The sequence below is a fragment of the Vibrio tritonius genome (genome assembly GCF_001547935.1).
In the GTDB taxonomy this organism is placed as follows: domain Bacteria; phylum Pseudomonadota; class Gammaproteobacteria; order Enterobacterales; family Vibrionaceae; genus Vibrio; species Vibrio tritonius.
In genome coordinates, this window is record NZ_AP014635.1 from 141,241 (window position 1) to 162,187 (window position 20,947).

Consider the following 20,947-nt stretch of genomic DNA (forward strand, 5'->3'; position numbering starts at 1 on the left):
CGAACATATCGCTAACCGCCAGTTTAAACGAGTTAGTCGTTACCGAATAAATCACGGGTGTAGACTTTACTTTCTACATCGGCAAGCTCTTTAGCCATACGGTTAGAAACAATCACATCTGCTTCTTGTTTAAAGGCATCTAAGTCGCGGATAACGCGAGAGTTAAAGAACTGGTCTTCTTTTAGTACAGGTTCGTAAACGATCACTTCAATCCCTTTTGCTTTAAGGCGTTTCATAATGCCTTGGATAGAAGAAGCGCGGAAGTTATCTGAACCAGACTTCATGATCAGGCGATAAACACCAACTACTTTAGGGTTGCGTTTTAAAATGCTATCAGCAACAAAATCTTTACGGGTACGGTTTGCTTCAACAATCGCATTAATAATGTTGTTTGGTACGTCATGGTAGTTAGCCAGTAACTGCTTAGTATCTTTCGGTAAACAGTAACCACCATAGCCAAAGGAGGGGTTGTTATAGTGGGAACCGATACGAGGGTCTAAACCTACCCCTTCAATGATCTGACGGGAATCTAATCCATGTACTTCAGCATAAGAATCAAGTTCATTAAAGTAAGCAACACGCATCGCTAAATAGGTATTAGAGAACAGTTTAACTGCTTCAGCTTCAGTAGAGTGAGTAAAGATCACTGGAATGTCTTCTTTTTCTGCACCTTCTACCAATAAGTTGGCAAACACTTTTGCGCGTTCACTCTGCTCACCAATAATAATGCGAGATGGATACAGGTTATCGTAAAGAGCCTTACCTTCACGCAAAAACTCAGGTGAGAATATAATGTTGTCGCAGTTCAATTCTTCTTTGATGCGAGCAGTGTAGCCAACAGGCACTGTTGACTTAATGATCATAGTGGCGTGAGGGTTAATTGCCATCACGTCTTTGATCACTGCTTCTACTGATGAAGTATCAAAGTAGTGAGCTTCTGAGTCATAGTTCGTTGGTGTTGCAATAACGACATACTCAGCATCGACATACGCTTCATTTTTATCTGTCGTTGCAGTGAAGTTCAGTTCTTTGGTACTTAGAAAGCGTTCAATTTCTGCATCAACGATGGGAGATTGATTGTTATTCAGCATCGCCACTTTTTCTGGAATGATATCAAGTGCGACGACTTTATGGTGTTGCGATAACAGCATGGAGATTGACAATCCCACATACCCTGTACCAGCTACTGCTATTTTCATATTATTAAGCCTTAAGATATTGATAAATATTTATGTCGCTGCTAGCCGTTAATGATTTTCATGTATTCAGCAACGCCTTCTGACACAGTTTTAAATTTCACATCGCACCCTGCGGCGCGTAGGTTCGTCAAATCCGCCTGTGTAAATTCTTGATAGGCACCTTTTAAATGTTCTGGAAACGGTATGGTTTCAATGGTGCCTTTACCATGATGTTTAACGACCGCTTTAGCGACTTCTTCGAACGATTCTGCATTGCCTGTGCCACAGTTAAATATGCCAGACACACCATGTTCCATAAACCACAAGTTAACCGCGGCAACATCACCCACGTAAACAAAATCTCGTCTAAATTGTTGGCTGCCTTCAAATAATTTAGGGTTCTCACCCGCGTTCATTTGATTATTTAAATGAAAAGCGACTGATGCCATTGAGCCTTTATGGTTTTCACGTGGACCGTAAACGTTGAAGTAACGGAAACCGGTAATTTGCGAAAGTGTTTCACCGTGTTGTTCAGCATCTTGCCATAAACGGCGCACGTAATTATCAAATTGCTGTTTGGAATAACCATAAACGTTTAGAGCACCTTCATATTGAGGCTCTTCAACAAACGTTGTTGTTTCGCCATAGGTGGCCGCAGAAGACGCATAAAGGAAAGGAATTTCTCGGTCTAAACAGTAATGTAAAAGCTCTTTTGAATATTCATAGTTATTGAGCATCATGTACTTGCCATCCCACTCAGTGGTAGCTGAACAAGCACCTTCATGGAATACCGCATCAATAGGACCAAAATCGTCACCCGCCATAATTTGGGTGAGAAAATCATCACGATCCATGTAATCAGCAATCTGAAGATCGACCAAGTTTTTGAACTTATGTCCATTTTTAAGGTGATCTACGACCAAAATGTCAGTGATGCCACGATCGTTAAGAGCCTTAACGATGTTGCTGCCAATCATGCCAGCGCCGCCAGTTACAATAATCATTACTTATCCTAGTTTTACAATCTCACTGTCGCCATTATAAACAGTTCTAAGGAGCTTGTAAGTGATCTTAGAGAAAATCGCTAAATTCAATGAGTTGTCTACTATTTAAGATAGGCAATGTTATGATTAAACTATAATGATGTCAGAACGACTAAAAAAAAAAGATATGAAACGATAGATAACTAAGGATAGGTAATGAAGAACGCTGATTTTTTCGAGGTAAAAGAGCCCTCAATTGGTGGTTTAGTCAACTTCTTGAGGTATATATATGCCCAAAAGAAAATCATAGTGTGTTTGACCTTTCTTAGTGCCCTTGGGGGGTGGCTATATTGTCAATATGCCCAGAATAACTGGATTGTACAAGCGACGGTAGTCGAGCCAACTAAACATGATATGAAAGACCTTTTTGTAAAATTGGGGGCCATAAATTTCATTTTCGATGAAACTTTAGATTTATCTCATAAAAGCAATGAGATAAAATATAACACAATGTTACTAGATCAAATTGAAAGTGAAAAAGTTTTTAATGATTTTATACTAGAGTTCGGCAATAGGAATAATCAAATTAATTTCAATAAATTAAATAACAAACAAGCAGTATTTTCTTATGAAGAATTGAAAGATAAAAATAAATATAGAGTATTAATAAGTTCTAGACAGAAAAGGAATGATCCTGAAATTCTTACAGGATATATCAGATATGTAAATGATAAGGTATTAAAAAATATCAAACAGGACTTGTTTTCAGTTTTAGAGTTTAAAAAAAATGAGTTAGAGTCTAGGAAATTAATGACAAAAGATAATCTACTAACATTAGGTAACATGATTAGAACTATCGATCTTATATCTCTAAAGGATGTAAATGTAAAAACATACAGATTGGTTTCAAATCTGCCTAAACCTTCATTGTCTTGGCCTAATAAGAAGTTAATAATGACATTTTCTATCTTTGTAGGATTGTTTATTTCAATGGTTTTTATTCTAATATTAATGGCTTTTAAAGAATCAAATGAATAAAGATGTAATCATACTTGCTTTGGGAAAAGTAACACAAGTAGCTATATCTCTAGCTAGTATTAGGATTATGACTGAATGGCTTAGTGAAAAAGAGATTAGTAATTATTATTTGCTAATTAGTTTAGTGTCACTTTTTGGTTTTGTATTATATAATTCATTTGGTCAATATTATGCTCGTTTTTTATTAGAGTGGAAAAGAAGAAGTGTTTTAAAATTAATAACAATTTCATTTATATGGTATAGGCTATATACAGTTCCTTTGGTCTTATTTATATCATGGGCGGTTTTTTACCTTTTAAACTATGAGAATAGTTTTAATTTTATACAATATTCAACATGTATAGTTCTCAGCTGTATATCTAGTTCTTTTGGATTCCTTATTAGTAGTGTTAACATTCTTTCTTATAGAAGAGATTTTGTCTTATATACAATATATCAGCTAATATTAGGTCTTGTTCTATCAATATTATTATGCATTACATTGGGATACAACGGTACATATTGGCTAGTTGGACAGTATATATCGCAGATGATTTTTATCCCGAAGCTTTATAGCATTGTCTGTAGTGATGAACATATTAAAAAAGAAAAAAGTTTTTTAGACATTGTAAATAGAAGAGAATTATTTGTTTTCTGTGCTCCCGTGATATTTACACTTTTCTTACAATGGGGTAGTTCCAATCTATACAGATTTATTGTGGAATTTAACTATGGGCCTATCGTATTTTCACAAATTGCTGTTGGTTTGGCTTTAGCTAATTCAGTATTTAGAATAATGGAATCTTTATTTAATCAATATGTTAATCCTATTTTTTATAAAAGGATTTCAAATGTGAAAAATGAACAGAGAGCTGAAGTTTGGAATGACATAGCGAAAAAAATAATACCATTATATATTATAATGGCAATGTTTTTGTGTGGCAGTTCAAGATTTATAACGCAGATTTTAGTATCAAATACCTATCATGATGCATATAAATACGTAATTATTGGTGCATTAATAGAATTGTTTAGAGTCCTTAATAATTTGTTTTACTTAGTATCTCAGTCTGAAGTTAAAACAGGAAGTACGATATATCCATATTTAATTTCAATAATATATATCATTATTTCTTTAACACTGTTTGACTACTCTAATCATATAGAGCTGGTTGCAGTTAATGTTATGATTGCATCTGCATTATCAAGTGCTTTTATGTATTATATGATGAAAAGAATATCCGAAATTAAAATAAACATTGTTGAATTATCATTAGCAGTTTTGTTTTCCCTACCACTTATTATACCAGGGTTTTATGATTTTCATAATTTAGCTATTCAAGTTTTTTCTTTAATTATATCTGTATTATACTTGATTGGTTTATTTCTTTGGTTTACGAAAAAGAGAAACTATAAATGATTAAGGTTTGTTTAGTTGTTAGTGACTATTTAAAAAATAATAGAATATTTGATGAAAGTGGGATTCATCGTGATGATATATTTGACCGTTTTTGTGTATTAAAAAAGAAATTTAAATCTTTGGGTTTTGATTTACAAACTCAAGATATCAATACTATAAACGAATCTGATATAGTTTTGTACGCTAGTAATATGCCACAAGATTTACCTGAGAGAAATAAGATTGATAAGTCTTATATCATTTTGTCTGAGAGTGAGTTTATTCGTCCAGATAACTACGATTTAGAAAACCATAAATATTTTAAACGAATATTTACATGGAAAGATGATATTGTTGATGGTGAAAAATATATAAAGCTAAATTATGCACATAAGATACCAAATAGTATAAATATAAATAATAATAAAGATAAGTTGTTAGTATTAATTTCAGCAAACAAAAAGCCCCCATTCAGTAAAAATAAAGATCTATATTCTGAGAGAGTCTCTGCAATAAGATGGTTTGAGAAAAATGCAGCTAATGATTTTGATCTTTACGGGATAGGCTGGGATAGGTTTAGATTTTACGGACCAAGATTAATTAGAGTATTGAATAGAGCTCCTTTTATAGGTAAGTTGATTTATAAGATATTCAAACTAGGTTATCCTTCTTACAAGGGAATGGTGGATAATAAAAAAGAGGTGATGGAAAAATACAAGTTTTCAATATGTTATGAAAATGCGAAAGATATTCCTGGGTATATTACAGAAAAAATATTTGATAGTTTTTTTGCTGGGTGTGTACCAGTTTATTTTGGAGCTGATAATATTGATAAACATATACCAAAAGAATGCTTCATCGATATGAGGTCATTTGATAATTACGAAGATTTGTATCATTTTTTAAAAAACATGCCGAATGAAAGGTATGAAGAGTACTTGAATGCTATATTTAATTATATTCAAAGCCGTAGTATTTATCCATTTTCCAGTGAAGGTTTTTCAGACACTATTATTGAAATAATAAAAAAGGACTATAATAAAAATGATAATTTCTAGAATAAATGGAGGCTTAGGAAACCAGATGTTTCAATATGCTATCGCAAGAAGTATTGCGATGCATCATTCCGTCGATTTTAAATTAGACATATCTTCATTTGAAAAAAATAAACAATTTGGATTTCGACTTAACAAGTTAAATGCAAAAATAGATATTGCAAAAAAAGAAGAAATTGAAAAGTATAAGGGAAGCGAGTCTAAAATATCTAAAATAATTAGAAGGTTTCCTTTATTAAGTGATGTTATATATCCTAAATTATATAGAGAAAAAGAAAGAACAGTATATGACATCGATGTCTTTAATAGTTCCAGTTTGTATTTGGATGGTTATTGGCAGAATGAAAAGTATTTTAATAAAATAAAAAATGAATTATACGAAGAGTTCATGCCCAAAGGTAATTTAGATGAAAAAATCATCGAATATGAAAGAGAAATAAGACAATGCACCGCGGTCAGTATTCATGTTAGGCGAGGAGATTATTTAAATATCCCAGATATTGGCGTTCTCGATTTGAATTATTACATGTCATCTGTTGAATATATATTGAGCCTTTTTGATAATGTAAAGTTTTTCATATTTTCCAATGATATTTCTTGGTGTGAAAATAATTTTAATTTTATAAAAAACAAGGTTTTTATATCGGGTTCGTCCAGTGAGATTGACGATTTGTATCTGATGAGTTTATGTGATCATAACATAATTGCGAATAGCTCTTTCAGTTGGTGGGGAGGGTGGTTGAATAAAAATGAAGATAAGGTAGTAATTTCACCTAAAAATTGGATGAAAGTAAATCCTAAGGATCATAAATGGGTTCCAGATACATGGTTGCAATTTCCAAATTAATATATAAGTTATCTTTCAAAATATATAATATAAGAGCTTGGCTTATAAAACATAGCTTTCATAGTTGTGGAAAAGGTTTTAAAGCGTGGGGGATTTTTTCTATAAAAAATCCGGACAAGCTTACCGTAGGAAATTACGTTTCAATTAATGATTTTGTATATATTAATGCGAAAGGTGGAGTTAGTATTGGTAACGATGTTGCCTTGTCTGTAGGATGCAAAATTATATCTACCTCTTTAGATTATAACAACATTGGGCCTAATAAAATTCATATTGATAAAGAAATAATAATAGGTAATAAAGTACAAATAGGTGCTGGCGCAATTATATTACCTGGTGTAACGATTGGAAATAATGTTGTAGTTGGTGCTGGAAGTGTAGTGACTGAAAGTATAGGAAACAATACCATAGTGGCTGGAGTCCCTGCTAGAAAAATTAGGGATTTAAATAATGAATAAAAATGAACTTTTAGTTTCTGTGATAATGCCTGTATTTAATTCAGAATCTCATTTGTCTGAAGCAATAGAAAGTATACTAAGCCAAAACTTCAAACAATTTGAACTAATAATTGTAAATGATGGTTCTACAGATAACAGTTTACGCATTATACAATCTTTCGTTGATCGTGATAGTAGAATTATTCTCATTAATCAGAGTAATTTAGGACTACCTATAGCATTAAACAATGCTATAGGGGTTTCTAAAGGGAAATATATTGTAAGAATGGATGCAGATGACATCTCTTTACCTGGGCGACTTGAAAAGCAGGTTGGTTTTATGGAGTGTAATAAGGAAGTTGACATTTGTGGTTGTTGGGCTCAACTTATTGACGATCATGGAAATAAGTTATCTAGGACCATGAAACATCCAGAAGATGATTATTTTCTTAAAGCTAAGCTTATTTTTTCTGTTTGTTTTATTCACCCGTCAGTAATAATGAGGAAGTCATCTTTAGATAATTATAACTTACGATATAATACAAGCTATAGATTCAGTCAAGATTATGAACTATGGTCTAAGGCTAGTGAATACCTGACTTTTTCTAATATCCAAGAGTGCTTATTAATGTATAGGATTAATAGTGAAGGGATTACGAAAAAAATGGCTAACAATAAAAATGATATAAAAATGGAGATGATTAAATCTATACAATATTCTATGTTGGAAAAATATGGCATTCACCTTAATACTGAGCTTTACCATATTCACTATAACATATCAGTAAATGACAGAATGATTAATAGTGATATTAATCATGAGTGCCTTAATAGTTATATGGATGAAGTAATAAATCAGGTTGGGTGCGATAAAGAAAAATTAATAAAAAGGGTATTATTTAAAAAATATATTATTTATATGTATTTTTCTTTTAGGAAAGATAAGTTAAATTTTTTAAAATTATTTAAATATAAAAATAGTTATTTATCATTGCTATACTATTTGCGTGGTTTAATATGATATGTAAAAGAGAAAATTGCGATAATCGTTATATAGAATTTATTGATATTTTTTGTTTGTTCATTATATCTATGAGCTTTGCATTTCCCGTTAGAATGCCATATATAGAATCAATATATATTTTCGATATACTAATTTTTCTATATGTCTCAATCACATTGTTTATAACTGGTAATCCAGTTAAGCTAGTAACAAAAAAAATAATTTATCTTTCTATCGCTACAATATCGCCTTCTCTTTTCTTGATTACTTACAGCAATAGTATAAATTTATCCTTAATTTTCATATCTCAGTATTTATTTACAGCTGTATTTTTATTTTTGTTTTTAGATAGGATTTTTGTTAGAAAAAAATTTAATATTTTCTTAAGATTCACGATATTTAATATGTCTGTGGTTTTTCTTGTGTATTTATTTGATGTTAAGATTTTTGGATCTTATAAGATATTTAGTCAGGATTGGGGAGGGAGATTCTATTTGACAGATTTTACTCCTAATGACGTGGGACACTATTTTTTGTTCTTTATGTTTTGCTGTGATTGGATCTGGAGTAAGAGGCCGGGAATAAGATATTTGTTTTATATTATATCTATTATAACTTTTATTTTCACTAAATCTAAGACCGTTTATCTTCAAATAGTAATTTTCTTTCTGTCTAAAGTAAGAAAAGTATACGTAGCTATATCTGGATTTGTGATTTTTTTATCTATAGTCTTTTTTATTCCTTTTTCTGAATTAACTTTTTTTACCAGAGATTTTTCGGCAGATAAGTCTAGTAACAGTATTAGACTTGATATGATAAATAACGCAGTTGATTATGTGTATAAATCAATATTTCATCCAGCTTATTATTCTAAAGTTAATGTTGATGGTGCTCATCATATTGCGGTTAGTTCGCATAATATAATAGCGTCATATATTGTTAATTTTGGATTTATTAGTTTCACTATTCTGATTTTATTATCTATTTTGTTTTTGTTTGTTTATAGGAAAAATTATTATATTAAGTATCTTAAATATATTATTTTTATAGATATTTTCACTTTAATGCTTAATCCCATGCTAAGTGCAAGAGTTCTTTGGTTTCCATTATCTACATATATATATATAATAATTTTAAGTAATTCTGAAGGAAGATACCTTGAAAGTGATAATGCTTATTAATACCCTTTGTAAAGGAGGGGCAGAGAGAGTCGTTACTGATTTGTTTAACCGATTTCACAACGAAGGGTATCCCTGTGACTTAGTCACATTGGAGAGTGTAAAAGATAATCCGTACACTTTATCCAAGAATAACATTCATACTTTATCAAATTCCAGTACTAATCGAGGAATCATTAACTTCATCAAATTACCTATACTTGCATTTAGGTTAAGCAAATTAATAAAAAATAATAATGTTAACGTTGTACAAAGTCACTTATATAGAGCTAATTATGTTAATATCCTAGCAAAAATACTATTTAGAAGTAAACATAAAGCCCAAATATTCAATCATTCAATAACTAGTCGATTTTATAATGAAGGCTTGTCTGGTAAGATTAATTTGTTTTTGGTTAAGTTGCTTTATAAGTTTGCTGATGAAATTTATGGAGTATCAAGTAGAGTTAATATAGATATTAATGAGGTGTTACCATATACTGTGAACGAAATGACAAAAGTTATTTCTAATCCTGTAAGTATAAAAAAAGCAGAAATGTTAGGTATTGTTGAACCTACAAAATTTATATTTTCATCAAATTTGAAGTATATTTGCGTTGTTGGGAGGCTAATTAAGATTAAACGATTCAATGATGTAGTTTCTTCAATGAGATTTCTCCCAGATAATGTTAATCTAATTATCATTGGCGATGGACCAGAACATGAATCGATTAAAAATTTAGCCTCAAACTTGGGGCTGTTAGATAGAGTTCATTTTGTTGGTTGGGTAAATAATCCATACTCATTTATTTCTAGATGCCTTTGCCTAGTATGCTCATCAGAAAGCGAAAGTTTTGGGAATGTTATAATAGAAAGCTATGCGTGTGGAGTTCCCGTAATATCTAGTAGGTGTGGTGGTCCTGAAGAAATTATAGATGATGAATTTGGCTTGCTATTTGATATTGGTAATGTAAAGCAGTTATCAGATAATATTAAAATTTATTTGAATAACGAAGAAGTGCGATTAGAGCACATTAACTCGTCAAAAGATAAAATCTCTAAATATGATGAGGATGTAGTTTTTGATGAGTATAAAAAAGCACTTTTTAGGTAGAGATTTTATGAGTTTAAAAAAAATACTTATAGTTGTTAACGTCGATTGGTTTTTTGTGTCACATCGATTACCAATTGCTTTAAAAGCCATAGAAATGGGCTATGAAGTCCACTTAGCTGCAAAGGATACCGGTCGATTTGGTGAATTAAAAAACCTTGGGATTATAACACATAACGTAAATTTTGGTCGTGGTAAAATTAGTTTACTTAACGAGATATACACCTTGTTTTCTTTACTTAGTCTTTTGAGATTAATACGTCCTAATTTAGTTCATGCAGTCACTATCAAGCCGGTACTTTATGCAGGTATTATTAAGAAATTGTTTATGAGTAATATGCCATTTATTGCAGCCATATCCGGTTTAGGTATAAGTTTTTCTAGTGACAAGAAAGGAATAGTTCCTTATATAGTTAAAGCTCTTTATAGGTTAGCTTTAAGTTCTAATACGACAAAAGTTATTTTTCAAAACCAAGATGACAGGGAAACGGTTTTGTCACTCTGTCCAAAGATTATTGGAAATGATTATCTTATTAGAGGTTCTGGGGTTGATCTGAATGAGTATAGTTGTGTCGACGAATCTAAAGAAAATATAGTAGTAATGGCTTCAAGATTGCTAGTTGATAAAGGCTTGTATCAATTCCATGCTGCAGCAAAAATAGTGAAGCAACGCTTGCCAAGGGCTAGGTTTATTTTGGCTGGAACTCCAGATGAGGGTAGTTTAAATAGTATTTCATTAGACACATTAGAAAAATGGAAGAGTGAAGGCATTGTTGAGCCTATTGGTTTCTGTTCTGATATGTCTCAGTTACTTCAAATGTCAAATCTAGTTGTGTTTCCATCTTTCTATGGTGAGGGAGTACCTAAGATCTTAATCGAAGCTGCTGCTAGTGGTAGAGCTGTAATAACGACCGATAATCCGGGATGTAAAGATGCCATTATTCATGGAGAGACAGGTTTATTGGTACCAAAAAAAGATTCTGAAGCTTTAGCAGATGCCATTATCAACCTTTTAGATGACGATGCTAAGAGAATTGAGATGGGTATGAAAGCCCGTGAATTTGCGAAAAGAGAGTTTGATATAAAAGAAGTAATCAATAAGCATATCGATATTTACCAGTCGTTCTAAATTTAGTTATTAATAGTAGTAGATGTTCTCATTCTACTCGATGAGAACATCTATAGACATCTACACCCTGTTAGTCGTATAACCAGTTGGGGCATCTTTTAAAATTCGAATTGCGCAATTTACATCAAAGTTGTGACAACAATCATCTAATTCAATTAGTAGATTGTTCATTTGTTCCCAAGATAATTTTTCTTCACAAGCAGTCATGATTTTTTTATGACTAGTGCCTTCGACATTCTCACCAATCAGTAGCTCTTCATATAATTTTTCACCTGGTCTAAGCCCAGAAAATCGGATTTCAATATCACCTTCGTCTGATTTTCCATCATAATATTCTTGCATGCCCATTAGGTGTATCATTCTTTTGGCTAAATCCAGAATCTTAACTGGTTCACCCATATCTAATACAAACACTTGACCATTTATACCCATTGCTCCTGCTTGTATGACTAACTGTGCGGCTTCAGGTATAAGCATAAAATAACGAATTATATCTGGGTGGGTTACAGTTACAGGACCGCCGAGGCGTATTTGTTTTTTGAATAAGGGAACAACGGAGCCCGACGAGCCTAAAACATTACCAAATCTAACCATGGTGAACGTTGTTTGGCTGTTTTTATCCGCAAGCGCTTGAAGAACAAGCTCTGCTAGGCGTTTTGTAGCGCCCATTACATTGGTTGGGCGTACTGCTTTATCGGTAGATATTAAAGTGAAGTTTTTTACTCCGGCTTTTATAGCTGCCTGAGCACAACCTAAAGTGCCAAATACATTATTTCGCATCCCTTCAATGACATTGTCTTCCACAATTGGAACATGTTTGTAAGCAGCTGCGTGATAAACGGTTTCGACTTTATGTAATTTCATTAGATTGAGAACCCTGTTCTCATTTTGAACAGATCCCAGTGCAGATACTATTTTTGTCGAAATTTTAAGATTTTTCTTAAGTGTATTTATTTCTTGGTCTATTGCATATAGATTGTATTCATTTAATTCAAATAATATCAGTGTTGATGGTCTTTGAATCAGTATTTGTCTACAAAGTTCAGAGCCAATGGAGCCACCAGCTCCTGTAACCATAACAGACTGATTAACAATATTCTTCTTGAGGAGATTCATATCAGGGTCGACTGGTGCTCTACCTAATAAGTCAGCGATATCTAAATCTTGTACATCTGTCGGTTTAGCTCTTCCTGCTGCAATGTCTTCAACACATGGAACTGATTGAACCTCAATGGGCCAATGAGAAATTTTTTCAACCAGTCTTAATCTCTCTCCTATCTTTACATTATTGACAGCTAACAATAATTTTACAGGTTCATATAGTGACTGTAATTTACTGAATTCATTGCTGTTATGTACTTTTATACCAAATATTATTTGCCCGATTTTATGCGGGTCATCGTCTAACATTATGACAGGGTGGTAATCATTACCTTGAATAAGAGCATAAGCTAATTCTCTACCTGTAGCACCTGCGCCATAGATAAAAACATTAGGTTTACGCCTTTTAAAGTAGTGGTAGTAAATTGTTCTAAATAAAATACGTGGCCCACCTAGAGTGAGTGTCGCTAATCCGACATAGATGAATGGCACGCTGCGAGGAATGAACGCTTGGAAAAAAAAGCCACTGAGTGCAAAAGTTAAAGCAGATACAATAACCGATATAAAAATATATCCAATTGCGGGTAATGTCATATATCTCAGAACAGCTCTATACATACCTAAGCGAACGAAGCAGTAAAGAGTGATGGCTAGCGTCATAAAAAAAGCGCACAACTCTTGTAATCCTGCTTGGAAAGTGAAGGAGTTAAGTCTTAATGCAACAGATATATAAAGGGAGAACATGATAGCAACACAATCGTATGCAATTGTAATTCCGCGTTTATGCATACGTTTTGCATTAAGAATATAATTTATTGATTTCCACATAGCCAAACTACTTATCTTTCTGTTAGATATCAGTGTGATGTTTACTGATTGCTGTCGCTTCGATGTGCTCAGATTGTAGTTGTCTTGCGGCTTTTTTGCTAGTATCAAGCGCGAGTTAGGTCGTAAAGACGGTAAACCCACACATTGTGAAGATTATTCTTTTTGAATTGCGTGGCGTGTCACGTGCTTAAGTAATGCCGATAGGAGAAAGGATGGTGAACATCTTTATAACAGGTATCACCGGGTTTGTTGGAAGTGCTGTTGCAAAAGAAGCTATGGCCCGGGGGATTCATGTTAAAGGGCAAGCCTCCCGACCAACCAATTTATTATCATGTAATGTAACGTCTCTTTACATAGATCGTAAAACAGATTGGTCAGATTGTTTTAGCAACATTGATTGCGTTGTACACTGTGCTGCTAGAGTGCATCAAATGGATGACGATAGTGCTTCACCGCTTGACCAATATCGAGAAGTGAACACGCTTGGTACTCTTAATTTGGCAAGACAAGCTGCTGCGAGTGGTGTAAAGCGTTTTGTGTTTATCAGTTCTATAAAAGTAAATGGTGAATATACATCTGCAAATCAGCCCTTCATTGAAGAGGTTACCTATCCTCCCGTCGACCCATATGGGCTGAGCAAATTTGAGGCTGAAGAACAATTAATGAAGCTGGCTAAAGAAACTGATATGGAAGTTGTAATTATAAGACCTCCGCTAATTTATGGACCTGGTGTAAAAGCCAACTTTTTATCCATGATGAATTGGGTATATAAAAAACTACCATTACCGCTAGGTCGTATCCATAATCGACGAAGTCTTGTGTTTGTCGATAATCTTGTTGATCTAATATTGACAACGTTAAGCCACCCATTGGCAGCAAACCAAACTTTCTTAGTCTCTGATGGCCATGATGTTTCTGTAACACAGTTGCTGCAAACTATCGCTCATGATATGAACGTTCGTTCTACATTGCTTCCAATTCCTCAGTCAATACTTTACATATCATTGAGCTTGTTAGGAAAAAAGAATGTTGCGCAAAAACTGGTTGGCTCTTTACAAATAGATATTTCGAAAACCAAAGAACGCTTGGGCTGGACACCTAAATATTCTTTTACTGTAGGAGTCCATAGAACCGTAACAGATTATTTGGTTAAGCAAGAGAGTAAATGACAACATGCTTCGTTTGATAGATTTTTTTGCCGCATTATGTGGTTTTATTGTGCTCCTACCTATTTTTTTAATTCTGTATGTAATGGGGCTATTCGATACAGGTTCTCCATTGTTTTTTCAAGAACGGGTTGGTAAACAACAAAAACCTTTTACTTTAATTAAATTTCGAACGATGCCTGTCCACACAAAGTCTGTTGCAACTCATCTAGTTGGTTCTAGTTCCGTCACCAAGCTAGGGCAGTTTTTACGTCGTACTAAACTAGATGAACTTCCTCAGTTACTAAATGTGATAAAAGGAGACATGAGTTTGGTCGGCCCTCGTCCATGCCTCTTCAATCAAGATGATGTTATCCGTGAAAGGTTGGAGAGAAACGTATTTGATGTTCGTCCTGGTATCACGGGTTTGGCGCAAATCCGCGAAGTAGATATGTCTAGACCTGTTGAGTTAGCTCAACTTGATCAAGAGATGATTAGAACGATATCGGTAAAACAGTACTTTTCGTACATAATAAAAACAGTGCTTGGCGAGGGGTCAGGCGATCGAGTGTAAAAAAAAAGAAGAGGCTTTGAGCCTCTTCTCTTTTTTTCTCTTCTCAATATATTATTCAGCTTGGGCTAACATACCTTTAGAGCCAGTAGTGTTCCAAGTCAAAACAGTTGACTGACTCTGATAAAAACCATCTACTTCTTTATTCAACCAATCTTTCACAAAGTTCAGTGAGACGAACAAGCTTAGGCGGTCATAAGGCAGCTTTTCACCATTCGCTAGGCGAGTGTTATAAGTGCTTGCCATTGATGAGATAATTCCGACCAACTCACCGCGCTCGTTAAATGCACCACCGCCGCTCATGCCTTCACGAATTGGAGCATCAGTGATACTCGCGTTACATTTCTTGAAGTAGCTGTTGTTGGTGAAGTTCAGGTCGATATGGTAAACACCTTTTCCGCTCAAGAGGTTACCAAAGCCATCTTTACCATAAGTAATCACAGTTTCGTTTACATAAACCAATCCCATGTCCGGGAAGCTGGTTACTTTGCTGTTATCAGACTTGATGATAGCAATGTCACACTCTGGATGGTATGCCACTACTGAGTCCCAGTTTACCTTCGCCACGTGAGCTGCAGTCAAGCTCAGGTCTTTAGTAATCGGAACGCTTGAGCCGAAACCTTGGTAAAGAAGTGGAATTCCCACCATTTCGTAGTCGATTGCAGGCACATTTGCATTGTTGCTCTCAAGTGTTGCCAAAGGACCATTACTGGTCGCACATCCTGTTGCGAGTAGGGATAGAGCGCCAATAATCAAAGTTTTAAAAAATGTAGACGCAAGTGAGCGAGAGTAAGCCATAGGATGCCTCTTATATTTGGTGAATATAATCAAACAACAAATGTGTAATGAGATGCGCGTCTCGCCCGAAGAGCAGAGTGTTTCTGTCTTGGTGTTGATAGGAGTTTAAGTGAATCAATTTCTATTGCAATCGATCACATAAAGATCACCCATTTAGGATTATATTGCCCAAAAGTGAGAAGTCTTATTATTGATACAATGTTTTCATGCTGAGATTATCAGTGCAACTTGTTAATTTATTTGAATAAAAAATATTTGCCTAAATTTGGATTGAAAGTCCGCTGTGTTTTTTACTCAAAATATGGAGCAAAAAAATCATCGTAAAGGGGTATATCAGTAAAACCTGTTATTGGCATTCTTTGAGTGTTTTGGGGGGTGATGTTTGGTTTGGGGTTAGTGGTTTTAGTCATTATTGACCACTAATTTTAGGTATTTACTGCATACCCGAATACCGGATCGAGCACGCTGCGATTTTGGTGATTGCCGTCATGTTCAAGAACCGGATTGATTTGTAGTAATTGCTTGAAATTAAGCCCATTCTGATAGCTGATGTGGTTACAGTTTCAAGCATCACAGAAGCCACGGCTCGAGCGCATTGGCCAAAGCGATCTCGATCCGGCCCCCTCCTTCTTTAGAGGGAGGGCTGGGGAGGGAGCTAGCGCGCGCTGAAGCTACAGTATTCGAGTTGATTTTCAGGTTTTTACACTGGATTTGGTAGAAATAAAATAAACCAAGTATAAGTGCGATATTTATTTTTTATTTTTAAATTCAGTGTGTTATGAAGTTAATCTTTGGCTTCTGCGCATGATCCCCCCTCTAACTCCCCCCTTAAAACCAAGGGGGGAGGACCAGATCGAGTACGCTGCGATTTTGGTGCTCACCGCATGCCTGAGGACCAGATCGAATACGCTGTGATTTTGGTACTTACCGAATGCCCGAGTACCAGATTGAATTCACGGTGATTGTGATATTTACCGAATGCACAAATATCACAGAAGCCACGGCTCGAGCGCATTGGCCAAAGCGATCTCGATCCGGCCCCCTCCTTCTTTAGAGGGAGGGTTGGGGAGGGAGCTAGCGCGTGCTGAAGCTACAGTATTCGGAGATTTTTCAGGTTTTTGCTTTAGATTTTGTAGAAATTGAATAAGCCAAGTGTAAGTTCGTGTTTTTATATTTATCTTTATTAAATTCAGTGTGTTATGAAGTTAATCTTTAACTTCTGCGTATGATCCCCCCTCTAACTCCCCCTTAAAACCAAGGGGGGAGGACCGGATCGAGTGCGCTGTGATTTTGGTGATTGCCGCATGCCCGAGTACCGGATCGAGTGCGCTGTGATTTTGGTGATTGCCGCATGCCCGAGTACCGGATCGAGTGTGCTGCGATTTTGGTGCTCACCGCATGCTCGAGTACTGAGTCGAGCATGCGGTGATTTTGGACTCAATCAATATTGAGGTGGGCGGGTAAACCATGGTGAGCGGGCGTCGGTCATCTCATACAAGCTGTATTGACGGTGTAGCTTGCTGCCGCCGTCGCGTTGTAGAGGTAGCCATGAAAGCGTGGCTCGGTCGGTGCTTGGTTTCACTGTCATCAAATCCAAAGGAATAGAAACGTAGAAACCTTTCGAGAAGCTACCTTCACCATATTCCGATGCCGATAGGTTAGTTTTCGTCGCAAATACGCCAGCTATTACACCGCTGTCAAACTGTTTGGAAAAATCAACGGTGATCCCTTTGTCTTCACTCAGGTAACGACCTGCACTGATTTTAAACAGTGTATTATCAAACATATCCCAGAATTTTGGTTGCCAATATAAAGTCGCATGGCCAGTTAATACCCCTGTTTGTACACGGTAGTAACGAGCAGTTTGGCTATCGTAATGGCGTTCTTGCTTATACAGGTTCAGATAAGTATCCGGATCGCGCTGTTTTACATAGTTACCTTCAATACCAAATGCCCAGTTTTGGTTCAGTGGGCGATAAAGGAATTCACTGCCGACACCAGCAAACATGGTTTCTAGGTAACCCGCATAGGCCTGACCATACACATTGCGACTCAAACGATCGAAATAAGTCAACTGCAGGTTATCTACTCTAAACGTATCTTCATAGTATTGACGAGTTAGCGTGCGTACACGCTTAAGGTTGGTACCGTCAGGCGGAACGGTGTACTTAAACTTGTCGTAGTTATCGAGCAGATTGCCGTACAAACTTCCTGAAATTAGGAAGTGATCCCCCAAGCGGTAACTGGCATTGGCTTTTACACCAATAGCATAAAGATAGAAATCTTCAGAGCCACCGAAAGACTGTGTGAGTGATGGAGCTAAACCAAATTTCCAGTCGTCGTGAGTTTGCGCTTTAAGCTCACCAGAAACCGCAACAGGGTTACCGGTTTCTCGCGCATCATCAAATGCGGCATTTGGGTAATCATGATCAGCCACGCGTTTAAATGAGTAAGTATTAATCCGCGTTTCCGTGACTGGCTGATCTTGCGCTGTATTAATGAATCGATAAGTTTGTGCTTTTACCCCAGTATTGGCGATCAACAGTGCCGCACGCTCTTCCGCTTCTTTGCGTTGGCGATAGCGGGTTTGTTCCCCAGTTACCGTCACAGTTTCACCATTTTTGTACACTTTTGCCCGTTCATAACCCGCAACTTGGCCAATTTGCTTGGTCAGCTCAATCCATTCATCAGGAGTTAGATCGTCTTTTTCCTGCTGGGGTTGATAGGTCGGCATCGGCTCATCCACCCACGTTTGCGATAAGGTCGCCAAATTAGTTGCCATGGTAAAGCCGGCTGTGATGGTATTACCTCGTTCATAACTTAGGCGTAACTTAGCCCAGTCATTAAACGCATACACCATTCCCACGTTCCAGGAGGTTGATACGGTCATGCTATTTGCCCCCCCCGTGACAGGAAAATCACTGCGATAATCGTTACCATCGTATTCCAGTTTTAGGCTTAACGGTGCCCACGGGGTTTGATACTCAACACCACCGTACACGGCAGCACAACCACCAAACATTCGCGAAATATCAACACTGCCACCTTTACCAGAAACGCTGGTATCGCGGCCGCAATCAGATGAACTGTCTTTATCGCCGATAAGATTTCCGCGGTTACCGATATAGCCCCAGCCCACGCCTAACGTAAAGTCTAAAGGCCCAACGCTTTTACTGGCTGCAATATATTCACCATCAAACAGCCCAGTACCACCAATGTCGCGTAATCCGATCGCCACTTCAGGCAGGTAATAGCTTTCTTCCCATACCCGCAACTTCGCATCAATCGATTTATCGGTGTAATCCGTGTCACCACTAAAGCTTTCATCATTGCTGTACAGCATGTCGTGAACTTGGGTATAACGAATCGTCGTTTCTAACCACGGGAACAATTGCAACGACATGGTGTAATGCAAATATTCGTCGTTATTGGTGACACCAAAACTCAGTTCGCCCTCTGGCATTGAGCGGGCCGTGGGCATTTGCATTAACCCCACGCCACCAAAGTCAGATTGAGAGTGGGTCAATTCTGGAGCAGAAAATGCGTCAGCATAAACAGTCGGTGTAAGCGCCAACCCCACCAAAGCGGCAAGTATCGAACGTTGAGGTCGGCGATGAATCAAAGCGTTATTTTTCATAATGGATAGGTATTTCTCAACAATTCGATAACTAAGCTATTGGTATTATATGGTGTATGGCTTTGGTTAAATAATGAATGATCATTAGGCATCGGCACATAAATAGTGGCGCCAGGGGCAACTTCCTGAAAATGACGATTCCAATATTCCACCGAGTGAGTTTCTACTACACCATCTGGTTGAATAACAGTAAGTTCAGACACTGTAGGCGTAAGCAAACCCGCTTGAGCCGCGTAATATTTCGCGTCTTTACGCTGTTGCCAATCAAATTTTCCAGATTGATAAACAGCACCAAAAACATAAACTTGAGTTTCGTTTGTACGCAATTCTAATAACCACTTCCCCTTAAGGTTCGGGTTTTTATTGCTATCAATAGCGGTAACATCTGGATCGATCGGGGTAAATACACGAGTGCCAAAACGCATGGTGTGAATTTGTTTGCGCAGTAATCGCCAAAATGGTTTTAATTCCATTGCGGCAAAATCTTCTTCGTTAGCGAGGCGCATCAATACATCTTGTTTTAGTGTTTGAGGTTGCGTTTCATCAAATAACGCACTGCTTTGCCAGTTGATGTCTAAAGAAGACAGTTTAAGCTGCTTTAATGTTTTGTTCACCAACTGATCTGCTCGCGGCACTATCGGGAAATCAAGCTGCAACGCAGGCTGATTATCCAATTGCACCATTACTTGAGTGGCCGGAAGAGAGGAGGTGACCGCGTTGGCTGCCCAGCTCATTGTGCTCGCCAAACCTAACATTGCAAACAAAGCACTTTGGAGGATACGTATTAATTTCATTACTGCTGCTCTCCAAAAGCCTTACCCTGAGTTAGGGTCATTGTGGAAAGAGAAGGGGCTAACGTTTGCACGCTTTTCAGCACCGTACCGTTATCGGGGTTAAGCCAATAGGTATTGGTATAAGTACTATCTAAACGCGGAATTGTTACTGTTTCATATACAAGTAAGGTGTCAACGGTTCCTTCAATAGGTAAGGTAAGTTGAGTATGGCCTTGAATAACAAAGTGGGATTCAGCGTTATATTTTGAATGATATCCAGGCTGCCAACTTAACTGATATTTCCAATATTTAGGTGTGCTTTCTTTTTGTAAGCCTAAAATAATAGGATCAATTGTATTTGATGATAATTTTGTAATATTACCGCCACCTAAATTGATGGTTTTAATAATACGGCCTGCACGTGTCACAATCATTTCTTTATTTGCCGAAAGCCACTTTAAATTAGGTGGGATATTATTAGAAGACGTGTGGGGATTATTTTCAGACCAAGCAAGAACTAATAATGCTTCTGGGCTGCTATTTTGTTGTGCCAGCATACTGGCATAGGGCAGTTGGGCAATTTTTTGTGGTGTGATAGCTACACCCTGAGGGCCTTCAAAGGCAAGGGCTAGGGTTTGTGTAAGGGATGAACTGCTTTGGGTACATCCACCAAGTAAGCCGAGAGTACCAAGTAATAACAAAGAGGTTAACTGACGCATAACATGCTACTAAATAAAAGAAAAAGGGCCGACAAAAAACAACCGCCCAAAGGCGGCTG

18 protein-coding genes are annotated in these 20,947 nt (G+C 36.3%); 11 read left to right on the forward strand and 7 right to left on the reverse strand.

The features are described 5' to 3' along the window. Positions 1 to 32: 32 nt before the first annotated feature. Positions 33 to 1,199, reverse strand: a complete 1,167-nt coding sequence (locus JCM16456_RS00625) for a nucleotide sugar dehydrogenase (protein WP_068711479.1) — start codon at positions 1,197 to 1,199, stop codon at positions 33 to 35. A gap of 41 nt (positions 1,200 to 1,240) precedes the next feature. After that, on the reverse strand, positions 1,241 to 2,182 hold the full coding sequence (rfaD, locus tag JCM16456_RS00630; protein ID WP_068711481.1) for an ADP-glyceromanno-heptose 6-epimerase: 942 nt from the start codon (positions 2,180 to 2,182) through the stop codon (positions 1,241 to 1,243). A gap of 195 nt (positions 2,183 to 2,377) precedes the next feature. Between rfaD and JCM16456_RS00635 the strand changes: the two genes are divergently transcribed. The 9 genes from JCM16456_RS00635 (at position 2,378) to JCM16456_RS00675 (ending at position 11,316) form a co-directional block, all read left to right on the forward strand. Continuing rightward, entirely contained in the window at positions 2,378 to 3,199 is an 822-nt protein-coding gene (locus JCM16456_RS00635; RefSeq protein WP_068711483.1) for a hypothetical protein, read from the forward strand. Beyond that, positions 3,192 to 4,598: a lipopolysaccharide biosynthesis protein gene (locus tag JCM16456_RS00640; protein WP_068711485.1), complete on the forward strand. Its 1,407-nt coding sequence runs from the start codon at positions 3,192 to 3,194 to the stop codon at positions 4,596 to 4,598. Before JCM16456_RS00635 ends, JCM16456_RS00640 begins: the two co-directional genes overlap by 8 nt. Continuing rightward, positions 4,595 to 5,635, forward strand: a complete 1,041-nt coding sequence (locus tag JCM16456_RS00645; protein ID WP_068711487.1) for a glycosyltransferase family 10 domain-containing protein — start codon at positions 4,595 to 4,597, stop codon at positions 5,633 to 5,635. Before JCM16456_RS00640 ends, JCM16456_RS00645 begins: the two co-directional genes overlap by 4 nt. Continuing rightward, a complete protein-coding gene (locus tag JCM16456_RS00650; RefSeq protein WP_068711489.1) occupies positions 5,622 to 6,479 on the forward strand; it encodes an alpha-1,2-fucosyltransferase in 858 nt (285 codons plus the stop codon). The genes JCM16456_RS00645 and JCM16456_RS00650 overlap by 14 nt, the downstream gene beginning before the upstream one ends. Next, a complete protein-coding gene (locus JCM16456_RS24300; protein WP_082712196.1) occupies positions 6,443 to 6,937 on the forward strand; it encodes an acyltransferase in 495 nt (164 codons plus the stop codon). The genes JCM16456_RS00650 and JCM16456_RS24300 overlap by 37 nt, the downstream gene beginning before the upstream one ends. Further along, positions 6,930 to 7,937 (forward strand): glycosyltransferase family 2 protein, encoded by a 1,008-nt coding sequence (locus tag JCM16456_RS00660; protein WP_068711493.1) that lies wholly within the window; start codon positions 6,930 to 6,932, stop codon positions 7,935 to 7,937. The genes JCM16456_RS24300 and JCM16456_RS00660 overlap by 8 nt, the downstream gene beginning before the upstream one ends. A 386-nt stretch (positions 7,938 to 8,323) precedes the next feature. Further along, a complete protein-coding gene (locus JCM16456_RS00665) occupies positions 8,324 to 9,100 on the forward strand; it encodes a hypothetical protein (protein ID WP_156430416.1) in 777 nt (258 codons plus the stop codon). Beyond that, the gene (locus JCM16456_RS00670; protein WP_231894433.1) at positions 9,084 to 10,190 is read left to right on the forward strand and encodes a glycosyltransferase; all 1,107 of its coding nucleotides are present in this window, start codon (positions 9,084 to 9,086) and stop codon (positions 10,188 to 10,190) included. Before JCM16456_RS00665 ends, JCM16456_RS00670 begins: the two co-directional genes overlap by 17 nt. Then, positions 10,162 to 11,316 (forward strand): glycosyltransferase family 4 protein, encoded by a 1,155-nt coding sequence (locus JCM16456_RS00675; protein ID WP_231894411.1) that lies wholly within the window; start codon positions 10,162 to 10,164, stop codon positions 11,314 to 11,316. The genes JCM16456_RS00670 and JCM16456_RS00675 overlap by 29 nt, the downstream gene beginning before the upstream one ends. Before the next feature lie 60 nt (positions 11,317 to 11,376). Here the strand turns inward: JCM16456_RS00675 and JCM16456_RS00680 are convergent, their stop codons facing one another. After that, entirely contained in the window at positions 11,377 to 13,245 is a 1,869-nt protein-coding gene (locus tag JCM16456_RS00680) for a polysaccharide biosynthesis protein (protein WP_068711499.1), read from the reverse strand. Positions 13,246 to 13,457: 212 nt separating this feature from the next. Here JCM16456_RS00680 and JCM16456_RS00685 point away from each other — a divergent pair, with 212 nt between their 5' ends. Together JCM16456_RS00685 and JCM16456_RS00690 are read left to right on the forward strand one after the other, a co-directional pair. Next, positions 13,458 to 14,414: a UDP-glucose 4-epimerase family protein gene (locus JCM16456_RS00685; RefSeq protein ID WP_068711501.1), complete on the forward strand. Its 957-nt coding sequence runs from the start codon at positions 13,458 to 13,460 to the stop codon at positions 14,412 to 14,414. 4 nt (positions 14,415 to 14,418) lie between these two features. Further along, positions 14,419 to 14,964, forward strand: coding sequence for a sugar transferase (locus JCM16456_RS00690; RefSeq protein WP_068711503.1), 546 nt, complete (start codon positions 14,419 to 14,421; stop codon positions 14,962 to 14,964). Between the two features lie 51 nt (positions 14,965 to 15,015). On the opposite strand, the gene JCM16456_RS00695 is transcribed toward JCM16456_RS00690, so the two are convergent. The 4 genes from JCM16456_RS00695 to JCM16456_RS00710 form a co-directional block, all read right to left on the reverse strand. Then, positions 15,016 to 15,759, reverse strand: a complete 744-nt coding sequence (locus JCM16456_RS00695) for a S1 family peptidase (protein WP_068711505.1) — start codon at positions 15,757 to 15,759, stop codon at positions 15,016 to 15,018. A gap of 1,441 nt (positions 15,760 to 17,200) precedes the next feature. Then, positions 17,201 to 19,396, reverse strand: a complete 2,196-nt coding sequence (locus JCM16456_RS00700; protein ID WP_068711507.1) for a YjbH domain-containing protein — start codon at positions 19,394 to 19,396, stop codon at positions 17,201 to 17,203. Further along, on the reverse strand, positions 19,393 to 20,190 hold the full coding sequence (locus JCM16456_RS00705) for a capsule biosynthesis GfcC family protein (RefSeq protein ID WP_068711509.1): 798 nt from the start codon (positions 20,188 to 20,190) through the stop codon (positions 19,393 to 19,395). The genes JCM16456_RS00700 and JCM16456_RS00705 overlap by 4 nt, the downstream gene beginning before the upstream one ends. Continuing rightward, positions 20,190 to 20,888 carry a YjbF family lipoprotein gene (locus JCM16456_RS00710; RefSeq protein ID WP_082712197.1) on the reverse strand — a complete coding sequence of 233 codons (699 nt, stop codon included), beginning with the start codon at positions 20,886 to 20,888 and terminating at the stop codon, positions 20,190 to 20,192. The genes JCM16456_RS00705 and JCM16456_RS00710 overlap by 1 nt, the downstream gene beginning before the upstream one ends. Positions 20,889 to 20,947 lie beyond the last annotated feature (59 nt).

What these genes read in the sequence shown, in the direction of transcription:
- JCM16456_RS00650 (WP_068711489.1), top strand. Translation starts at nt 5,622, where the DNA reads ATGATAATTTCTAGAATAAATGGAGGCTTAGGAAACCAGATGTTTCAA.
- JCM16456_RS24300 (WP_082712196.1), top strand. Translation starts at nt 6,443, where the DNA reads ATGGGTTCCAGATACATGGTTGCAATTTCCAAATTAATATATAAGTTA.
- JCM16456_RS00635 (WP_068711483.1), top strand. Translation starts at nt 2,378, where the DNA reads ATGAAGAACGCTGATTTTTTCGAGGTAAAAGAGCCCTCAATTGGTGGT.
- JCM16456_RS00625 (WP_068711479.1), bottom strand. Translation starts at nt 1,199, where the DNA reads ATGAAAATAGCAGTAGCTGGTACAGGGTATGTGGGATTGTCAATCTCC.
- JCM16456_RS00645 (WP_068711487.1), top strand. Translation starts at nt 4,595, where the DNA reads ATGATTAAGGTTTGTTTAGTTGTTAGTGACTATTTAAAAAATAATAGA.
- JCM16456_RS00660 (WP_068711493.1), top strand. Translation starts at nt 6,930, where the DNA reads ATGAATAAAAATGAACTTTTAGTTTCTGTGATAATGCCTGTATTTAAT.
- JCM16456_RS00640 (WP_068711485.1), top strand. Translation starts at nt 3,192, where the DNA reads ATGAATAAAGATGTAATCATACTTGCTTTGGGAAAAGTAACACAAGTA.
- JCM16456_RS00710 (WP_082712197.1), bottom strand. Translation starts at nt 20,888, where the DNA reads ATGCGTCAGTTAACCTCTTTGTTATTACTTGGTACTCTCGGCTTACTT.
- JCM16456_RS00675 (WP_231894411.1), top strand. Translation starts at nt 10,162, where the DNA reads ATGAGTATAAAAAAGCACTTTTTAGGTAGAGATTTTATGAGTTTAAAA.
- JCM16456_RS00705 (WP_068711509.1), bottom strand. Translation starts at nt 20,190, where the DNA reads ATGAAATTAATACGTATCCTCCAAAGTGCTTTGTTTGCAATGTTAGGT.
- JCM16456_RS00685 (WP_068711501.1), top strand. Translation starts at nt 13,458, where the DNA reads ATGGTGAACATCTTTATAACAGGTATCACCGGGTTTGTTGGAAGTGCT.
- rfaD (WP_068711481.1), bottom strand. Translation starts at nt 2,182, where the DNA reads ATGATTATTGTAACTGGCGGCGCTGGCATGATTGGCAGCAACATCGTT.
- JCM16456_RS00690 (WP_068711503.1), top strand. Translation starts at nt 14,419, where the DNA reads ATGCTTCGTTTGATAGATTTTTTTGCCGCATTATGTGGTTTTATTGTG.
- JCM16456_RS00665 (WP_156430416.1), top strand. Translation starts at nt 8,324, where the DNA reads ATGTCTGTGGTTTTTCTTGTGTATTTATTTGATGTTAAGATTTTTGGA.
- JCM16456_RS00695 (WP_068711505.1), bottom strand. Translation starts at nt 15,759, where the DNA reads ATGGCTTACTCTCGCTCACTTGCGTCTACATTTTTTAAAACTTTGATT.
- JCM16456_RS00700 (WP_068711507.1), bottom strand. Translation starts at nt 19,396, where the DNA reads ATGAAAAATAACGCTTTGATTCATCGCCGACCTCAACGTTCGATACTT.
- JCM16456_RS00680 (WP_068711499.1), bottom strand. Translation starts at nt 13,245, where the DNA reads ATGTGGAAATCAATAAATTATATTCTTAATGCAAAACGTATGCATAAA.